The organism is Acinetobacter brisouisimilis (assembly GCF_000368265.1).
In the GTDB taxonomy this organism is placed as follows: domain Bacteria; phylum Pseudomonadota; class Gammaproteobacteria; order Pseudomonadales; family Moraxellaceae; genus Acinetobacter.
Window position 1 is genome coordinate 646,680 of record NZ_KB851219.1, and the last position, 18,042, is coordinate 664,721.

At 44.4% G+C, this 18,042-nt stretch carries 16 protein-coding genes; 9 read left to right on the forward strand and 7 right to left on the reverse strand.

Annotated elements, in window-relative coordinates:
* Positions 1 to 19: 19 nt before the first annotated feature.
* Positions 20 to 421 (reverse strand): DUF2946 domain-containing protein, encoded by a 402-nt coding sequence (locus tag F975_RS06750; RefSeq protein WP_004751631.1) that lies wholly within the window; start codon positions 419 to 421, stop codon positions 20 to 22.
* Positions 422 to 518: 97 nt separating this feature from the next.
* Here F975_RS06750 and F975_RS06755 point away from each other — a divergent pair, with 97 nt between their 5' ends.
* Positions 519 to 1,886 carry a PepSY-associated TM helix domain-containing protein gene (locus F975_RS06755; RefSeq protein WP_004751634.1) on the forward strand — a complete coding sequence of 456 codons (1,368 nt, stop codon included), beginning with the start codon at positions 519 to 521 and terminating at the stop codon, positions 1,884 to 1,886.
* 59 nt (positions 1,887 to 1,945) lie between these two features.
* On the opposite strand, the gene F975_RS06760 is transcribed toward F975_RS06755, so the two are convergent.
* Entirely contained in the window at positions 1,946 to 3,034 is a 1,089-nt protein-coding gene (locus F975_RS06760; protein WP_004751636.1) for a hypothetical protein, read from the reverse strand.
* A gap of 372 nt (positions 3,035 to 3,406) precedes the next feature.
* The gene (gene lipA / locus F975_RS06765; protein ID WP_004751637.1) at positions 3,407 to 4,369 is read right to left on the reverse strand and encodes a lipoyl synthase; all 963 of its coding nucleotides are present in this window, start codon (positions 4,367 to 4,369) and stop codon (positions 3,407 to 3,409) included.
* A 434-nt stretch (positions 4,370 to 4,803) separates the two neighbouring features.
* Between lipA and F975_RS06770 the strand changes: the two genes are divergently transcribed.
* From F975_RS06770 to F975_RS06805, 8 genes are all read left to right on the forward strand, one after another.
* Positions 4,804 to 5,766, forward strand: a complete 963-nt coding sequence (locus tag F975_RS06770) for a thiamine pyrophosphate-dependent dehydrogenase E1 component subunit alpha (RefSeq protein ID WP_004751640.1) — start codon at positions 4,804 to 4,806, stop codon at positions 5,764 to 5,766.
* Positions 5,767 to 5,792: 26 nt separating this feature from the next.
* On the forward strand, positions 5,793 to 6,812 hold the full coding sequence (locus tag F975_RS06775; protein ID WP_004751641.1) for an alpha-ketoacid dehydrogenase subunit beta: 1,020 nt from the start codon (positions 5,793 to 5,795) through the stop codon (positions 6,810 to 6,812).
* 1 nt (position 6,813) lies between these two features.
* Entirely contained in the window at positions 6,814 to 8,370 is a 1,557-nt protein-coding gene (locus F975_RS06780; RefSeq protein ID WP_004751643.1) for a dihydrolipoamide acetyltransferase family protein, read from the forward strand.
* Between the two features lie 10 nt (positions 8,371 to 8,380).
* Entirely contained in the window at positions 8,381 to 9,784 is a 1,404-nt protein-coding gene (gene lpdA, locus F975_RS06785) for a dihydrolipoyl dehydrogenase (RefSeq protein ID WP_004751644.1), read from the forward strand.
* A gap of 159 nt (positions 9,785 to 9,943) precedes the next feature.
* The gene (locus tag F975_RS06790; protein ID WP_004751647.1) at positions 9,944 to 11,002 is read left to right on the forward strand and encodes a 2,3-butanediol dehydrogenase; all 1,059 of its coding nucleotides are present in this window, start codon (positions 9,944 to 9,946) and stop codon (positions 11,000 to 11,002) included.
* Between the two features lie 135 nt (positions 11,003 to 11,137).
* Complete coding sequence (locus F975_RS06795) at positions 11,138 to 11,923, forward strand: acetoin reductase (protein ID WP_004751650.1); 786 nt, start codon at positions 11,138 to 11,140, stop codon at positions 11,921 to 11,923.
* A gap of 294 nt (positions 11,924 to 12,217) precedes the next feature.
* A complete protein-coding gene (locus F975_RS06800; protein ID WP_004751651.1) occupies positions 12,218 to 13,378 on the forward strand; it encodes an iron-containing alcohol dehydrogenase in 1,161 nt (386 codons plus the stop codon).
* A 134-nt stretch (positions 13,379 to 13,512) separates the two neighbouring features.
* Positions 13,513 to 15,009, forward strand: coding sequence for a CoA-acylating methylmalonate-semialdehyde dehydrogenase (locus F975_RS06805; protein ID WP_004751653.1), 1,497 nt, complete (start codon positions 13,513 to 13,515; stop codon positions 15,007 to 15,009).
* 285 nt (positions 15,010 to 15,294) lie between these two features.
* Here the strand turns inward: F975_RS06805 and F975_RS06810 are convergent, their stop codons facing one another.
* From F975_RS06810 to lptC, 4 genes are all read right to left on the reverse strand, one after another.
* A complete protein-coding gene (locus tag F975_RS06810; RefSeq protein WP_034426191.1) occupies positions 15,295 to 16,050 on the reverse strand; it encodes an IclR family transcriptional regulator in 756 nt (251 codons plus the stop codon).
* Between the two features lie 99 nt (positions 16,051 to 16,149).
* Positions 16,150 to 16,899: an LPS export ABC transporter ATP-binding protein gene (gene lptB / locus F975_RS06815; protein ID WP_004751656.1), complete on the reverse strand. Its 750-nt coding sequence runs from the start codon at positions 16,897 to 16,899 to the stop codon at positions 16,150 to 16,152.
* The gene (gene lptA, locus F975_RS06820) at positions 16,896 to 17,483 is read right to left on the reverse strand and encodes a lipopolysaccharide transport periplasmic protein LptA (protein WP_004751658.1); all 588 of its coding nucleotides are present in this window, start codon (positions 17,481 to 17,483) and stop codon (positions 16,896 to 16,898) included. Before lptA ends, lptB begins: the two co-directional genes overlap by 4 nt.
* Positions 17,467 to 18,015, reverse strand: a complete 549-nt coding sequence (gene lptC, locus F975_RS06825) for an LPS export ABC transporter periplasmic protein LptC (protein WP_004751659.1) — start codon at positions 18,013 to 18,015, stop codon at positions 17,467 to 17,469. The genes lptA and lptC overlap by 17 nt, the downstream gene beginning before the upstream one ends.
* Between the last annotated feature and the right edge of the window lie 27 nt (positions 18,016 to 18,042).

The window sequence follows — 18,042 nt, forward strand, 5'->3', positions numbered from 1 at the left end:
TTTTTTCGCTTAAACAAAACTATGCAAGGTTGAAGGCAACAGGCGGAGCTCGCCCTTGGGGACAGAGAAATAAACGGCGTAGATAGAAAAACACATAACTGAGTGCTGCAAAGACAATCAGACGAACCAGAATTTTGTCTTCGATCAGCGTCAGGTTTGGTTCAGTAATCGGTGAGAGATGATGGAACAGTTCACAGAAGTGACAGTGCTGCAGCATTTTGTCATGTTGTTTTTGAATTTGAGAATGTTCAGCGGCAGACATATACATATGCGATATGGGCATATTGCTCTGTTCTAAGGCGGTACTGATCTGCTCACAAATCACGTTAGTTTGCATGCTTTTAGGCATAGCTATTTGCCAAAACACAAGGTTTTGCAGCAAAAGTGCCATCAAGCCAAAAAACAAACCATAACGTCGCATGACTGAGTCTAAACCTAGACATTCCCCAAAAAAGGTACACAGACTAACATGAGATTGATAAGATGCAGCCTATTTTTGCAGAGTGTTGGGCTGTTTTATGCAGAAAAATTCATCGCAAACGCGCTTTTCCAGTCAATTGTTACATGTGTTGCATGTTCAGCTTGGCGTACTGGTTGCGCCATTTATTTTTATTGCTGCATTGACAGGCTTGCTGTATGCATTGACTCCTCAGCTTGAGCATGTGGTGTATCAAAAGCAGTTATTTGCTGTGCATGATCTATCTCAGTCTGAACAAGCACTCAGTTTGCAAGTTGCTGCGGCACAAGTAGTTTTACCTGTACAAACCGTGATTACCGCTGTTCGCCCAGCGCCGCAGCCTAACCTGACCACACGAGTGTTGTATCTCGATCCAAAAGACCCTGAGCATAGTCATGCGGTTTTTATTAATCCGTATACGCTCGCTGTTCAGGGGCAGTTACCTGTTTATGGAACAAGTGGTGTGCTGCCGATTCGTACTTTTTTAGATAACCTGCACCGTAACTTGTTGCTCGGTACGTTTGGACGCGCCTACAGTGAACTGGCAGCCAGTTGGCTCGGAATTTTTGCACTGACAGGGTTATGGCAATGGTATCGGAAACGTCAACAGATGAAGGTGACTACCCAGCACCCTCGGCAGAAAAATCTGCGCTGGCATGCTTGGGTGGGATTAAGTGTGTTTCCAATGCTACTGTTTTTCTCGGCAACAGGACTGACATGGTCAAACTGGTCAGGGGCAAATATTGCCAAACTACGGCATTTGGCAAATAGCGATACACCAACACTGAACACGCAACTCAGCCCTATGCTTATGTCGATGGATGCACATGCCGAGCATCATATGCCGATGCCAATCTCAGCTCATCATCAGCCTTTAGTACTGAAAAATTTTGATGTGATTGAAAAACTGGCACAGCAAAATGGACTAACTTCCGAATATCTGCAAATTAAACCGAGCTATAGCAGTGACAAAGCATGGACGATTGAGGAAATGCGCCATCGCTGGCCTGTGCAGGTCGATGCAATTGCGGTGGATATGCAGCAGCAAAAAGTAGTTGATCAAATCGAATTTTCCAAGTTTCCACTGTCTGCCAAGCTGACCCGTTGGGGAGTCGATGCCCATATTGGAGTGCTATTTGGCTGGGTCAATCAACTGGTGCTGGTGCTGAGTGCTGCATTGATTTTGGTGTTGGTGGTGTTTGCCTATCGAGCATGGTGGAGCTATGCACACGTACGTTCGACCTTACAGCATTTAAACCGTCAAGTTTTTCGTTTATGGCAGTCTGCAAATACACTGCAGCGTAGTATGAGCTTAGTGACCTTGGCGATACTCTATTTTCTGATGCCTGTGTGGGTGCTGAGTGTGTTGGCACTACAAATCATGTTGTGGTTATTGAATTTGAGGAAACCAGAAACATTGACAGAATAAAAATAAACCCGCCAATTTGAATCTAAAAACTGGCAGGCAATCAATCTATTTTAGACAGTTTAGCTATGACTGAGTAATGCCTGTACTTTGTCTAAATAAGGGCTGTCTTCAGGTAAGATTTCCAGTAAGCGTTCAATCGCATCGAGGCGTTCAGGCGCACGATTGACCAAATTCAGCAGCAAGTTTGTATCCTGACAGTGATAAATATAGTGACTCAAACGGGCATCGAAGGCATCGCGCCATGCCCGTAAAAATGGGCTATCGGTTTTCGGTAAAAACTCGCCTTTATATAGATTAAATACCGTTTGCATATAGCCTGCATTCAAGGCTTTTTCTGCCATGAGGAAGTCACATTGGAGTTCACAGTTCAGACGATAACAACGCGACTGAATCCCACCTTTGAGTAAATGCCGTAGCTGAGAAATTTCGGCTTTGAGCGTAGTTAAACTGACTTCTCGGTCGCCATATAAAGCATAGTGCAGTTCATCGAGCTGAATTCCCGCAGGGCAGAGTGCCAAAATACATAAAATTTCAGTTTGGCGTTGGGTCACAGTGAGAATAGTTTGGTTGAAGCTGATTTGTGGTGTACCGAACAGATTCATCGACAGGCAATCTTGTTGCTGCGCATGAAACACTTGACTGAGTAACTCAGCACAGCGTTCCACTGCCAATTTACCCAAAGCGCTATGTTTTTTATATTTGGCAGATAAATTCATAATGCCATAATATTGCTTGGTTTTTTGGTCAATAATCGGTGTGGCATAACAGACCCAGTCACGCACACTATTCATACTGTTTTCATGCGAATAGACACAACTGGTTTGATGGGTATTTAGCGCTATGCCAATCGCGTTGGTTCCGACAGACTGGGTTGACCATTGACCACCTTCAACAAAATGTACTTGCTCGGCAGAGGAACGCATGGCTTTGCTACTCCATGCCCATAGCAGTGTGCCACAACTGTCCGTAACTCCAATGGCCATGCCTGCTTCATCGGCAATGCTGGCAAGCTCGCGTTGCCCTTGCTGAATGCTGCGTCCAAATAATGAAGACTGCCAATTCTGTTCCAAACATAGTAACGGAGCGGCAGTTAAAGAAAGAGTTGAATCCGCAGATGTGCTAGAAAATCGCGTGTGTTGCATATCCATGTTGTTATCCTTCAAAGGATGGGACACTGAGCTCGTATCCGTTGAGCATTTTGCATGTCCCATCACAGTTTTGTGCATTCAATTTCACTGAAAAGAAACAGCTTTGTTGTGATTTAAAACAGAATTTTGCCTTGGTATTTTTACTGTTTTAAAATCTTATGCAGCTTATCTTCTAACACCAATTTATAGCAGATCGTGGCATGAGTTTGCTCAAAAAATGTTAAAAAATTTTGATGCCTTGTGAAATGTAAAATGAAGCACTTGTTTTCTCAGGGTTTATGAGGTGCTATTGATGTTTCACAGAAGTCTTTGTTGCATGCCTTGTTTAACTTTTGCTGATAATGCAGGCCATGCATAAACTGTCAACAGGCCCTACAGGATAGGCAAGGTTTCTCCCAGATACTGCTTGTCGGCAAAGTAACTGGAACGAACCAACGGGGCACTCCATAGGTTAAAAAACTGCAAATGTTTGCCGTGTGCCTGATAACGCTGGAACTCGGCAGGGTCGACAAAGCGTTGAATCGGGGCATGTGCAGGGCTGGGCTGTAAATATTGTCCAATAGTGATCAAATCCACAGCATGGTCTTTCAAATCATTCAGTAATGCCAAAACCTCGGCTTCGATCTCACCTAAGCCGACCATCAAGCCACATTTGGTTAAAACCTCAGGGCAGCGCTGCTTAAACTGCTGGAGCAGGTTGAGGGAGTGCTGATAGTCTGAACCTGGGCGCATGGCTTTGTATAATCGTGGCACGGTTTCGATATTGTGATTAAACACATCGGGCGGGCAGCGACTTAAAATATCCAGTGCCAACGGCATACGTCCACGAAAATCGGGAACTAAAATTTCAATCCGCGTTTGTGGGCTGTGTGTGCGGATCGCGGTCATACAATCCACAAAATGCTGAGCGCCACCATCGGCCAGATCATCCCGATCCACCGAAGTAATCACCACATAATTCAGATTTAAGCGTGCCACTGTTTCAGCAAGGTGTTCGGGTTCATCTGTATCAAGTGCCAACGGGCGACCATGTGCCACATCGCAAAATGGACAGCGCCGCGTGCAAATATCACCCATGATCATAAATGTGGCTGTGCCACTGCCAAAGCATTGCGGCAGATTGGGGCATGCAGCTTCTTCACACACGGTATGCAATTTTTGCTGGCGTAATAAACGCTGAATGCGCTTAATTTCTTCTGGGTCACTGATTTTACTACGAATCCAGCGTGGTTTTTCGGGCAGGTGATCACTTGGCATAATTTTAATGGGAATACGTGCCAGTTTCTGTGTACCACGTAATTTCTCTCCCTGTGCTGGTTTTATATTTTGTGGCATTTAAAACATATCCTTATGTGATTTAAATTGATTAATTTGCTCGGAATAAATATAAATAATTCTATTTTTAAAATAAAATATCATATTTATTTAAATAGCAGCATTTTAGATTATCAGACAAAGGTTGGTTGAAGGTTTGTTTTTGTAAACAATTGATTGTTAATAAAAAATTACATTTATATTTAATGATTTAAATCTTTGTTTTATTTATATTTTGTTTAAAAATAAATCAGAATTTTTTTTAGTCTAATATGAAAATTCAGGGTTTTGATTTTATATAAATAGACTTTTTCGTCATTGTTTAATTCTCTTTATTCTTTGCATGAAGGGAAATTTAAATGGGTTTGTGAAAGAGTTTTAATATTGATGATTTAAATAAAATCATCGAGTTAATTTTATTTTAAAGACAATTTTAAAATATAAGGGATATGGACATGCAGCTTACTGAAGAGCAATTACTTGCCGCATATAAACGTATGCGGGATATTCGTGAGTTTGAAGATCGACTTCACGAAGAAAATACCAATGGTGATATTCCGGGGTTCATTCACTTATATAGTGGTGAAGAAGCGGTTGCGGTGGGTATCTGTGAAAATTTGACCGATAAAGACTACATCACCTCGACCCACCGTGGACATGGGCACTGTATTGCCAAAGGCTGTGATATTCACGCCATGATGCTGGAAATCTTCGGGAAAGATGATGGTTTGTGCCGTGGTAAAGGCGGTTCGATGCATATTGCCGATCTGGACAAGGGGATGCTCGGCGCAAACGGGATTGTGGGCGGTGGTCCTCCTTTGGCGATTGGTGCTGCATTAACAGCGAAAACCCTGAAAACAGGCGGTATTGGTTTGTCCTTTACAGGCGATGGTGGTTCCAACCAAGGCTTGACTTTCGAAGCGATAAATATGGCAGTGGTGCTGAATCTTCCTGTTGTTTTTGTATTTGAAAACAATGGTTTTGGTGAAGGTACAGGGCATGACTACGCGGTCGGCAGTAAAGATATTGCAGGGCGTGCAGCAGGTTTTGGTTTACCTGCGGTCAAGGTGGATGGTACAGACTTTTTTGCTGTGTATGAAGCTGCGAAAAAAGCCATTGAGCGTGCGCGCCGTGGTGAAGGCCCAAGCGTGATTGAAACCGTGACCAACCGTTTTTATGGGCACTTTGAGGGTGATCCGGGATTGATCCGCTCCAAAGAAGAAGTGGACTATGTCAAAGAACATAAAGACCCACTGAAAATTTTCCGTAAAAAAGTCAAAGGTAAAGTCGATGTTGCCAAGCTGGATGCGATTGATGCAGCAGCGAAAGCCAATATAGATGATGCAGTGGCGAAGGCTCGTGCAGCTGCTTACCCACAACTAGAACAATTACTCACTGACGTTTATGTTTCCTATTAAGGGAAAAGAGTTAAGGGAATAGCAAGATGCCAAATAAAAGTTATCGTAATGCTGTGAAAGAAGCTATTGAGCTGGAAATGCGCCGTGACCCGACTGTGGTGGTGATGGGTGAAGATGTTCGTGGTGGACATGGTGGTAAAAATACCGATGAAAATAAATTAGAAGGTTTTGGTGGCGTATTGGGCGTGACCAAAGGGCTATGGACAGAATTTGGTTCGGAACGCGTGATTGACACGCCAATTACCGAATCTGCATTGGTGGGGATGGCAGCAGGTGCATCGGCAACAGGTTTGCGTCCTGTGGTTGATTTGATGTTTATGGATTTTTATGGTGTCTGTCATGACATGCTGTATAACCAAGCGGCCAAATTCCGTTACATGTTTGGTGGTAAAGCCAAAGCCCCAATGGTCGTGCGCGGTATGATTGGCGCTGGTTTCTCTGCGGCTGCACAGCATTCGCAGTCACCCTATAATGTCTTTACTTCTGTGCCAGGCTTAAAGGTGGTAGTGCCATCTAGTCCTTATGATGTCAAAGGCTTGCTGATTCAGGCGATTCGTGATGACGACCCTGTGGTGTTCTGCGAACACAAAATGCTGTATGACATTAAAGGTGAAGTCCCAGACGAAGCCTATACCATTCCATTTGGCGTAGCGAATTACACTCGTCAAGGCACTGACATTACCATTATTGCACTCAGTTTGATGGTACACCGTGCCAATGAAGTCGCCGACAAACTGGCAAAAGAAGGCATTTCAGTGGAAGTGGTTGATCCGCGTACTATTTCACCACTGGATGAAGAAGGTATTTTGGAATCGGTGGCATCGACAGGGCGCGTGGTGATTGTGGATGAATCGGCAGCACGCTGTGGTTTCGGGCACGATGTCGCTGCCTTGATTGCACAAAAAGGTTTCCATTATTTAAAAGCACCGATTGAACTCGTCACCCCACCGCATACGCCAGTACCATTTTCACCTGTATTAGAAAAAGAATGGATGCCAAGCGTAGAACGAATTGAACAGGCAGTGCGTAAAGTATTGGAGGCTTAGGATGAGCGAGATCAGAACCTTAGAAATCCCGAAATGGGGATTGTCGATGGAAGAAGGTACGATTGCACAATGGCTGATTCAGGAAGGTGACAACTTCACCAAAGGTCAGGAAATCTGTGAAATTGAAACCACTAAAATCGTCAATGTGTTAGAAGCTCCCTTTGATGGAACTTTGCGTAAAATTATTGCCAAAGATGGCGATACTTTACCTGTCGGTGGGCTGATTGCTGTTTGTGCAGAAAGCAGTATTTCCGATGCTGAAATTGAACAGTTTGTGCAGTCTTTAGGTGGGAAAATAGCCAATGCCACCCCTGTGGTTCAGACTGAAGCTGCTGTCGCGGCAACCGCACCGCAAGCTGAAGTCACAGCACAGCCTGTACCTGTGGCAAGTGTGACTGCGCCAGTCACTAAAGCACCTGCCACGACGCAAACGGGTTATGTTGTGCCTGCGGCATTGCAAGGCTTTCAAGCCGATGCTGAGGTTTTTACGACGCCACATGCACTTAAACTGGCTGAAAAACACAATGTAAATCTGGCAAAAGTTTCAGGCTCAGGGCGTGAAGGGCGTATCAGTGTTCAGGACATTCAAACTGCAGTGCGTGCGGCAGGTGGGCAGTGGGCAGATGTAAAAGTTCAAGCCCATTCCTCTGCTAAAGTTGCTAAATCTACTGCCGATGACAGCAAGGTTTTGGCAACGCCTGTGGCGCGCCGTTTGGCACAACAGTGGGGCATCAACCTGCACGACTGCCGTGTGTCAGGTTCGCGTGGACGCGTGTGTAAGGAAGATGTTGAAGCGCTGTATCATCGCGACAATCCAAGTACAGCGTGTGCACAATCTTCTGCGACCAGTTCAGATGCAGCACCGAAAAATCAGGTCACTTCGATCGCCTTAAATGCCATGCGTAAAGCGATTGCTTCGCGCCTGCAAGCCGCGAAACGCAATGCACCGCATTTCCGTTTAACGGTAGATCTTAATGTTGAGGCTATGCAAAACCTGCGTAAGCAGATTAATGACAGTGTTCCGCAGGTGAAATTATCGATTAACGACATGTTGATTAAAGCCGCAGCCGCAGCATTGCTCAAAGTGCCTGAGGTTAATGTGCAGTTTGATGAAGCGACCCAGTCTATTTTGCAATTTGCTCAGGCGGATATTTCGGTGGCTGTGGCGATTCCCAACGGTTTAATCACCCCGATTGTGAAAGCTGCCAATCAAAAGTCACTGTCCGAAATCTCAACTGAAATGCGCGATCTAGCAACCCGTGCCAAAACTGGAAAATTACAGCCTGACGAATTTCAGGGTGGCAGTTTCAGTATTTCCAATTTGGGCATGCTCGGCATTAAACAGTTCGATGCAATTATTAACCCGCCACAAGGCGCGATTATGGCGTTCGGCGCATCCGAAGCACGTGCTGTGGTTGAGCAAGGTGAAATTGTGGTTCGAGAAATGGTGACTGCGACCTTGTCTTGTGATCACCGTGTGATTGATGGTGCAGTTGGGGCAAAATTTTTGGCAAGCTTCAAGCAGTTTGTTGAAAATCCAGCCCTGATTTTGGTCTAGGAGAAGCCACATGTCAGAAACACAATTTGATGTGGTGGTGGTTGGTGCAGGACCGGGGGGATATGTGGCTGCCATTCGTGCAGCCCAGCTCGGGCTGAACACTGCGATTGTTGAAGCACAGCATTTGGGCGGGATTTGTCTGAACTGGGGCTGTATTCCGACCAAAGCCTTACTCGCAGGCGCAGAACTGGCTACTCAGTTTAAACATGCGGGACAGTTTGGTTTTCAGGTGTCACAGCTTGAGTTTGACCTGCAACAACTGGTCAAGCATAGCCGTCAGGTGTCAGCACAACTGGTACAGGGTATTGCACATTTGCTGAAAAAAAATCAGGTCACGGTATTTGATGCCAAAGCCAAACTGATCGGCAAAGAAACCCTGCAACTGACCGATGCCAAGGGGCAACAGCAAACTTTAACTGCACCGCATATTATTTTGGCGACAGGTGCACAGGCACGACATTTTCCACAACTGCCTGTCGATGGCAAATATGTCTGGAGTTATAAAGAAGCATTAGTTCCTGAACAATTGCCAAAGCATTTACTGGTGGTCGGTTCGGGCGCAATTGGTAGCGAGTTTGCCAGTTTGTATCAGGACTTGGGCTGTCAGGTCACGCTGATTGATATTGCTAAGCAAATTTTACCGACCGAAGATGCCGAAGTTGCCCAGTACGTGCAAAAACAGTTTCAGCAAAAAGGCATGCAGGTGCTGACCCAATCGGCGATTCAAAGTATCAGTATTGTGAATGAACAAGTGCAATGTGTACTGACTACGCCGCAAGGTGAACAGACACTTGTGTTTGATCGGGTACTTTCAGCGATTGGGGTGCAGCCTAACACTGCCCATTTGGGGCTGGAAGATTTAGGTGTTGAGCTGAACCCTCAAGGTTTTATCCAGACGGATGCCTACTGCAAAACCAATGTTGTAGGGCTATATGCGATTGGTGATGTGGCAGGTGCGCCATGTTTGGCACATAAAGCCAGCCATGAAGGTATTTTGTGTGTGGAAAAAATTGCAGGCGTGCAAGGCGTACATGCCTTAGATCGTAGTCAGATTCCAGGTTGCATTTTTACCCATCCGCAAGTGGCCAGTATCGGGTTGCATGAAGCGGCTGCCAAAGCACAAAACTTGCCGATCCATATTGGCAAGTTTCCACTGTCTGCCAATGGTAAGGCACTGGCTTTGGGAGATAGTGCAGGCTTTGTCAAAACCATCATGCATGCGGAAACAGGCGAATTGCTTGGCGCACATATGGTGGGGCATGAAGTCACCGAGCATATACAGGGTTTTGCGATTGCCAAATACCTCGAAGCGACTGATGCGACATTAGCACAGGTGATTTTTCCACATCCGACCTTGTCGGAAGCGATGCATGAATCGATTTTGGCGTCCATGCAACGCGCGATTCATATTTAGCTTTTTAAAAAATAGACTTCTTTCATAACTGCTTACACCCTCTTTCTTTTTCCCTGAGCCAGATTGCAATATATTTCAATGTGGCGAAAGAGAAATAAAAGAGCCTTATAAAAGAAGTCTAATCAGTATGGCATATGCCTTTTTTATGGATACAAAACAATGAAAGCAGCACGTTTTTATGACAAAGGGGATATCCGCATTGAAGATATTCCAGAACCTGAAGTGAGTGCAGGCACCGTTGGCATTCAGGTGGCATGGTGTGGAATTTGCGGCACAGATCTACATGAGTTTATGGAAGGTCCGATTTTTATTCCACCGTGTGGGCATCCACATCCGATTTCGGGTGAATCTGCGCCGATCACGATGGGACATGAGTTTTCAGGGGTAGTTTATGCGGTGGGTAAAGGGGTAACCGACATTCAGGTAGGACAACATGTGGTGGTTGAACCGTATATCATTGCTGATGATGTACCGACAGGACCAGGTGAAAACTACCATCTCTCCAAGAATATGAACTTTATTGGCTTGGGTGGTCGAGGTGGTGGATTATCGGAAAAAATTGCGGTCAAACGCCGCTGGGTACATCCGATTTCCAACAACATTCCGCTCGATCAGGCTGCGCTGATTGAACCACTTTCGGTTGGGCATCATGCTTATGTGCGTAGTGGTGCCAAAGCAGATGATATCGCTTTGGTGGGAGGAGCAGGGCCAATTGGTTTATTGCTGTCTGCGATTCTCAAAGCCAAAGGTTTAACCGTGATCGTCACCGAACTGAGTAGCAAGCGTAAGGAAAAAGCCAAAGAATCGGGTGTTGCCGATTATATTCTTGACCCATCACAGGTCGATGTAGTCGCAGAAGTCATGAAAATTACCCAAGATCGTGGTGTAGATGTCGCTTTTGAATGTAGTAGCGTCAATAAAGTTTTAGATACGTTGGTGGCTGCCACCAAACCGACAGGTGTGATTGTGATCGTGTCGATCTGGAGTCATCCAGCCACCATCAATGTACATAGCGTGGTCATGAAAGAGCTGGATGTGCGCGGTACGATTGCCTATGTCAATGATCATCAGGAAACCATCAAACTGGTCGAGCAGGGCAAGATCAATCTTGAGCCGTTTATTACCCAGCGTATTCAACTGGATGATCTGATTTCACAAGGCTTTGAAACCCTGATTCATAACAATGAATCGGCAGTGAAAATTATTGTTCATCCTTAAGATTTTTATGGATGAAGCACAGACTTCTCTTGGTGAAATACGAATCGCTGCTATTTGTAGTGATTGAACTGAGAGAAGTCATTTTGAACACAGGAGCAGGACTGTCCTGAATATTCACATAAAAAGGATAAAATGATGCCAAGAGGATTACACAATAAAGTTGCCTTGGTGACAGGAGCAGCACAGGGTATTGGACGCGGGATTGCACTACGTCTGGCACAAGAGGGCGTGCATGTGGCATTGGTCGACATGCATCAGGAAAAGTTACAGCATGTGCAGCAGGAAGTGCAGACACTTGGTGTGCAAGCCAGTACTTTTATTGCGGATGTCAGCCAGTTGGAACAGGTCGCATTTGCGATTGATCATGCTGAAAGCAGTTTGGGCGGTTTCGATATCATGATCAATAACGCAGGGATTGCACAGGTTCACGCACTTGCTGATGTTACCCCTGCCGAATTTCATAAAATTGTCGATGTGAATATTGGTGGTGTGTTGTGGGGCATACAGGCAGCCGCCAAGAAATTTCAGCAGCGTAAACAAAAAGGCAAAATTATCAATGCCTGTTCGATTGCAGGGCATGATGGTTTTGCTTTATTGGGCGTGTATTCGGCGACCAAGTTTGCCGTACGAGCGCTAACGCAGGCAGCTGCTAAAGAATATGCCAGTCAGGGCATTACCGTAAATGGCTACTGTCCCGGGATTGTGGGTACAGACATGTGGGTGGAAATCGATAAACGCTTTTCTGAAATTACAGGCGCAGCGATTGGTGAAACCTACAAGAAATATGTTGAAGGAATTGCTTTAGGACGTGCTGAAACTCCAGATGATGTGGCAGCTCTGGTGGCATTCTTAGCCAGTGAAGATTCGGACTATATTACAGGTCAGTCGATTTTGACCGATGGTGGTATTGTTTATCGCTAGTTTAAAAATTCTATTTAAGTTTTGATCTCCAACCGCTCAACCGAGCGGTTTTTTTTATTTTGTAATGACTGCTCCGGAAAATAGAAAGAATGAAATATTGACTAAAATTGATCAAAAATCATTTGCGAGGATTCGAAAGTTAATTTATATTCATTTAATAATGATACGATATGTATCGTTTTAAAAAATTAAAAAGCTCAGGATAGCTTCATCATTATGCAAACCGATCAGCTTGAATGTCATCACCACGACTCAAAAGACTGATTGGTTGTGATGGTGCAATAGAGGGAAACTATGTCACACCGTATTGTTTTACCGCGTATTTTAGAAATTGGTCGCAATGCCCGCAGTCAGTTACCTGAGATTTTAACGACTTTAGGGGTAAGCAAACCCTTAATTATTACCGATCGGGTGATGCTATCCTTGGGCTATGTAGATGAATTACAAAAAATCTTAACTCAAGCCAATATCTCAACCGATTACTTTGCTGACACCATTCCAGAGCCGACGGCCAGTTCGATTGCTGCGGGCGTAGAAAAAGTTCAGTCTCAAGATTATGACGTGATCATTGCGATTGGCGGTGGCAGTGTGATTGACAGCGCCAAAGCAATTGGCATTTTAGGGAAATTTGGTGGTGAAGTTCGTGACTATAAATTTCCACGTCAGGTCACGGAAACTGGGTTGTCCATCATTGCCATGCCAACCACGGCAGGTACAGGTTCAGAGTGCACCAAATTCACCATTATTACCGATGATGCCACGCATGAAAAAATGCTGTGTACGGGGATTGGTTTTTTACCTGTTGCTGCAATTGTCGATTATGAACTGACGCTAAGTTTGCCTGCACGTACCACAGCCGATACGGGCATTGATGCGCTTACACATGCCATTGAAGCTTATGTCAGTAAAAAAGCCAATTTATACAGTGACTCACAGGCATTGGCTGCCATGAAGTTAATTGGTCAAAACCTGATTCAAGTCTACCAACACCCTGAAGATGTGACAGCACGTGAACAGATGATGCTTGGTGCAACCTTGGCAGGGATTGCATTTTCCAATGCTTCCGTGGCTTTGGTACATGGTATGAGCCGACCAATCGGTGCATTTTTTCATGTGCCACATGGACTGTCGAATGCCATGTTGCTGCCAATGATCACTGCATATTCGATAGATGCTGCACCTGAGCGCTATGCAACCTGTGCCAAAGTCATAGGTGTTGCAGAACCCAATGATGCGACCGATCTTGCCAACCAGAAACTTGTGGCTGCACTGGAGCACATCAACCAAGAACTCAAAGTACCGACCTTAGCTGAGTTTGGGGTAGAAAAATCCGAGTTTGATGCTGTGGTTGAAACGATGGCAGAACAGGCCTTGGCATCGGGTTCACCGAACAATAATCCAGTTGTACCAAGCACAGTAGAAATGGTACAGCTGTATCAAAAATTATGGCGATGAATGGCCTATTTTTAAATCAACACTAGACTGCTTTTATCATTTTTTACACTCTCTTTATTTTTCTCTCAGAGGGAGAAATAAAAAGAACTTATGAAAGAAACTTGATCTTAGAATCACAATGAGGAACTCCCACAATGGACATGATTGGTCATTTTATTCAAGGCAAACTGTGTTACGAGCATGCCCGTACCCAAGCCGTTTATAACCCTTCAACGGGCGAGCAAAGCAAGGAAGTTGCGATTGCCAGTGTAGAAACTGTTGAGCAGGCGATTGCTGCTGCGCAAGCTGTATTCCCAGAATGGCGCGATACCCCTGTAATTAAACGTGCGCGTGTCATGTTTAAATTTAAAGAATTACTTGAACAGCATGCCGATAAAATCTGTGAATTAATCGGGGCTGAACATGGCAAGATCGTGCACGATGCCGCAGGCGAGTTGCAACGAGGCATTGAAAATGTTGAATATGCCTGTGGTGCGCCAGAGTTTTTAAAAGGCGAATTTAGCAAAAATGTCGGGCCATCGATTGACTCATGGAGTGAGTTTCAACCGCTCGGTGTAGTGGCGGGAATTACCCCGTTTAACTTTCCTGTGATGGTGCCATTGTGGATGTTCCCGATGGCGATTGTCTGTGGTAACTGCTTTGTCTTGAAGCCATCAGAAAAAGATCCATCTTCAACCCTGTTCCTTGCTGAATTGTTGAAACAGGCAGGCTTGCCAGATGGCGTGTTTAACGTAGTGAATGGTGACAAAGTTGCGGTCGATACTTTGCTGCATGATCGCCGTGTACAAGCGGTGAGCTTTGTGGGTTCAACCCCGATTGCTGAATATATTTATCAGACGGCAACTTCGACAGGTAAGCGCTGTCAGGCGCTTGGTGGTGCGAAAAACCACGCAATTGTGATGCCAGATGCCGACCTTGAAAATGTTGTGAGTTCATTACTCGGTGCAGCGTTCGGTTCATCGGGTGAGCGTTGTATGGCGTTGTCTGTTGCAGTTGCGGTAGGTGATGAAACCGCAGATGCTTTGGTGCAACAGCTTAGCGAACGTATGCAAGGTTTGAAATACGGACACTTTGCCAATAAAGACAATGACTTTGGCCCCGTGATTACTGTTGAACATAAAGCCAAAGTGATTGGGCATATTGACAGTGCAGAGCAGCAGGGTGCAACCGTGGTGGTCGATGGACGTCATGCCGCGCCAGAAGGCTATGAAAAGGGTTACTTTGTTGGTGCAACTCTTATTGACCATGTCAGCCCAGACATGCTCAGCTATAAACAGGAAATTTTTGGGCCTGTGCTACAAGTGATTCGTGTTGCGACCATGCAAGAAGCCATGCAACTGATCAATGACCATGAATATGGCAATGGTACTTGTATCTATACCCGCGATGGCGAAGCAGCGCGTTACTTTACCGACCATATCCAAGTGGGAATGGTTGGGGTCAATGTTCCGTTACCTGTCCCTGTTGCTTATCATAGTTTTGGTGGCTGGAAACGCTCATTGTTTGGTGATCTATTTGCCTATGGTCCAGATGGCGCACGTTTTTATACTCGCCGTAAAACCATTACTCAACGCTGGCCATCAAGCAATGTCCGTGAAGGTGTGCAATTTTCAATGCCAACGCTGAATTAATCTGAATTCCATATAGAAACTTATAAACACAATAGGGTCTATGCAAAGGTCAGTTGCATGTTGAGGTCATAGTTAAGTTTGTAACATGCTGTTTTTTAATAGATTAAAACAGTGATGATATTTGACCGAGTTTGCAACGGACAAATACTTTTGCCTACTTTTCTTTTGGGAAAAATAGGCAAAACCGAATCTTGAGCTTGAAATATAAGTTAAAACAATAAGGTTTTAATATTGAAATTTATTATTTATTTTCAATGATTTAATTTTTTTAAATACTTGTTTTAATTATGTTTGTTGAATGAGTTGACTGAGTTCCTGTGCTGCCTCGCGTAATGCAGGCTCATACTCCATCAAATCCTGTAGTGACTTGCGAATGGTTGGTGCATGAGTATATAGACACGCGACAATCTGCTGCTCTGCATTTAAAATGGGTACAGAACAGGCCACCATTCCAGCAATAAACTCTTCATTATCCGTGCCTAACTGCTGCTCAAAAATACGATGTAAATTTTGCTCAAGCGCTGCTTTGTCAATGATGGTATTTTTGGTCATTGGTTGAATCGGCAAATGTTTCAGTATATTGCTCAGACGTTCTTTATCCAGATAACTTAAAAACAGCTTACCACTCGACGTACACCATAGTGGAACTTTTGACCCTACAGGCAGATACACTTGCAGGGGCCAGTTGGTTTGTACCCGATCGGTATACAGCATTTCATTGTCTTGTAAAATCGCAATACCACAGGTTTCACCAATTTGATCCGACAGTTTTTGTAAAATCGCCAATCGTTCAATTTTTTTAGGTTCCTGATTCCATGAACTGACCAGTAAGGCATGAGTGCGTTGCCCAACAACATACCCGCCATAGGTATCGAGTTTAATGAATCCTTCTTTTTCTAAGGTCTGCAATAAACGATGAATACTTGGTTTGGGAATATCAAGGGCAATGGCTAAATCGAGAGGAGTAGGAGGATGTTGTGCTGTTGCAATGGCCTCGATAATTTCGAGTACACGCGTAATAGATGAGCCTTTTTTCTTAATTTGATCCGCCACTGGTCTTGCCTTATCTTAAAATTGAATGCTAAAAAAAGCCGTATATTTTGCAATATACAGCTTTGAAAATGCTGAGCAAACTAAAATTTACACAGTAAAATCTTCACCTAAATAAACTTCACGCACTGTAGCATTTTCCAGAATTTCTTGGGCTGTACCTTCGGCAATTACAGCACCTTCACTAACAATATAAGCCTTTTCGCAAATCGCCAGTGTTTCACGTACGTTATGGTCAGTAATTAACACACCAATACCGCGGTTTTTCAAGTTCTGAATAATCTCTTTAATGTCGCCTACCGAAATTGGGTCAACCCCTGCAAACGGTTCATCGAGCAACATAAATTTAGGGTTGGCCGCCAAAGCACGGGCAATTTCTGCACGACGACGTTCACCACCCGATACACTCATGCCTAAAGAATCTTTAATGTGGCTGATTTTAAAGTCATCCAGTAATTCTTTCAGGCGTTGTTCACGTTGGGCGTTGTTTAATTCTTTACGAGTTTCCAAAATTGCCATGATATTTTCAGCAATAGTTAGTTTTCGGAAAATCGAAGCTTCTTGTGGTAAGTAGCCAATGCCTTTGCGGGCACGTTCATGCATGGCAAAATGTGACAGATCTTGATCATCAAGATAAATTTCACCTTTATCCATACGTACAAGACCCACTACCATATAGAAACTGGTAGTTTTACCTGCACCGTTCGGACCTAGCAAACCCACAATTTGACCACTGTGCATTTCAAAAGAAACGTCTTTAACTACCCAGCGTTTGCTATAGTTTTTGGCAAGATGATGGATGCGGAGCGTTTGTGGCTGATTGATGAGGACATCACTCATTTACTTTTTGCTCCTGGAGCAGACTGTGAAGAGTTTGGTGGAATCACAATCTGAACACGACCTTTATTTTGACCTGGGCTAGTCGAAGTTGCTGCACCACCTGATGAACTGCCTACAGCTTCAATATCGCCTTTGTTCATGCTGTAACGTAGGGTTGCACCACGTACACTTGCACCATCCTGATTAACATAGGCATTACCATTTAAGGTTAAAATTCCTGTGTCTGCATTGTAGATAATCTTTTGTCCTTCGCCACGAGCAAAACCTTTGTTTGGATCGGTTTTTTGCTGGAAGCGAGCAGGGTGTCCATTAGCTGTTACTGTGCTGATTTGACGATTTTTGTTGAGCTGTGCAGTGACTGAATCAGCTTGTAACTTCATAGAGCCTTGTTCAATGACCACATTACCTGAATAGGTGGTATAACCAGTTTTATCATTATAAGTTGCACGATCGGCAACAAGAGAAATGGGCTGGTTACGGTCAGTGGGTAGTGCAAAGGCTGACATTGCCGTGCAAGACAGGGCTCCTAAAATGACAACATTGAAGACCGTTTTAACATGTGAATGTTTAGGATTTAGGAGCATAGTTTCCTCTAATATTGAAAAACTCGTATTGTCCTGAGTTTAAGTCGGCTTTTAGGCCATGACTTATAAACTGACTCTGTGCAGAATCGACAGTCACCATATGTGTGGTTTCAAGCTGTCGGGTTTTTGGATAGCCAGTCAATTGATCAGTCCGTAGCGTCATCACGCCTTGAGCGGTATTTTTGTGGGCAACCACATGACCAGATAATATTACTTTCTGATTGTCATCGTAGCCATCGGCACGAGATGCAGTATAGGTTGCATCGATTTTACCATGACTATATGTTGTCGCATTGAAGTTATATAACTGAGATGTATTGTTTTGTTTATTTTGTGCCATTTCGTCAACTGAGGCGCGTACAGAGACATGCCCTTGTTGATCAGTTTGGGTGATTTTTACGTCTTTGGCCGAATAGGTCATATTGCGTGCCGAATCGACATCCAGTTTTTTACTTTTGCCGCTAAAGTAATAGTAACCACCGCTTATGGTGCCAATTACAATCGCTGCGATATATAAAGTTTTAGTATCCATAAGCGTAGTTTATCAAACAATTATCAG

Bases quoted from the DNA above. Each gene is read 5' to 3' on its own strand.
- F975_RS06795 (WP_004751650.1), top strand. From the start codon at position 11,138: ATGCCAAGAGGATTACACAATAAAGTTGCCTTGGTGACAGGAGCAGCA.
- lpdA (WP_004751644.1), top strand. From the start codon at position 8,381: ATGTCAGAAACACAATTTGATGTGGTGGTGGTTGGTGCAGGACCGGGG.
- F975_RS06770 (WP_004751640.1), top strand. From the start codon at position 4,804: ATGCAGCTTACTGAAGAGCAATTACTTGCCGCATATAAACGTATGCGG.
- F975_RS06750 (WP_004751631.1), bottom strand. From the start codon at position 421: ATGCGACGTTATGGTTTGTTTTTTGGCTTGATGGCACTTTTGCTGCAA.
- lipA (WP_004751637.1), bottom strand. From the start codon at position 4,369: ATGCCACAAAATATAAAACCAGCACAGGGAGAGAAATTACGTGGTACA.
- lptC (WP_004751659.1), bottom strand. From the start codon at position 18,015: ATGGATACTAAAACTTTATATATCGCAGCGATTGTAATTGGCACCATA.
- F975_RS06780 (WP_004751643.1), top strand. From the start codon at position 6,814: ATGAGCGAGATCAGAACCTTAGAAATCCCGAAATGGGGATTGTCGATG.
- F975_RS06790 (WP_004751647.1), top strand. From the start codon at position 9,944: ATGAAAGCAGCACGTTTTTATGACAAAGGGGATATCCGCATTGAAGAT.
- F975_RS06775 (WP_004751641.1), top strand. From the start codon at position 5,793: ATGCCAAATAAAAGTTATCGTAATGCTGTGAAAGAAGCTATTGAGCTG.
- lptB (WP_004751656.1), bottom strand. From the start codon at position 16,899: ATGAGTGATGTCCTCATCAATCAGCCACAAACGCTCCGCATCCATCAT.
- lptA (WP_004751658.1), bottom strand. From the start codon at position 17,483: ATGCTCCTAAATCCTAAACATTCACATGTTAAAACGGTCTTCAATGTT.
- F975_RS06755 (WP_004751634.1), top strand. From the start codon at position 519: ATGCAGAAAAATTCATCGCAAACGCGCTTTTCCAGTCAATTGTTACAT.
- F975_RS06760 (WP_004751636.1), bottom strand. From the start codon at position 3,034: ATGGATATGCAACACACGCGATTTTCTAGCACATCTGCGGATTCAACT.
- F975_RS06805 (WP_004751653.1), top strand. From the start codon at position 13,513: ATGGACATGATTGGTCATTTTATTCAAGGCAAACTGTGTTACGAGCAT.
- F975_RS06800 (WP_004751651.1), top strand. From the start codon at position 12,218: ATGTCACACCGTATTGTTTTACCGCGTATTTTAGAAATTGGTCGCAAT.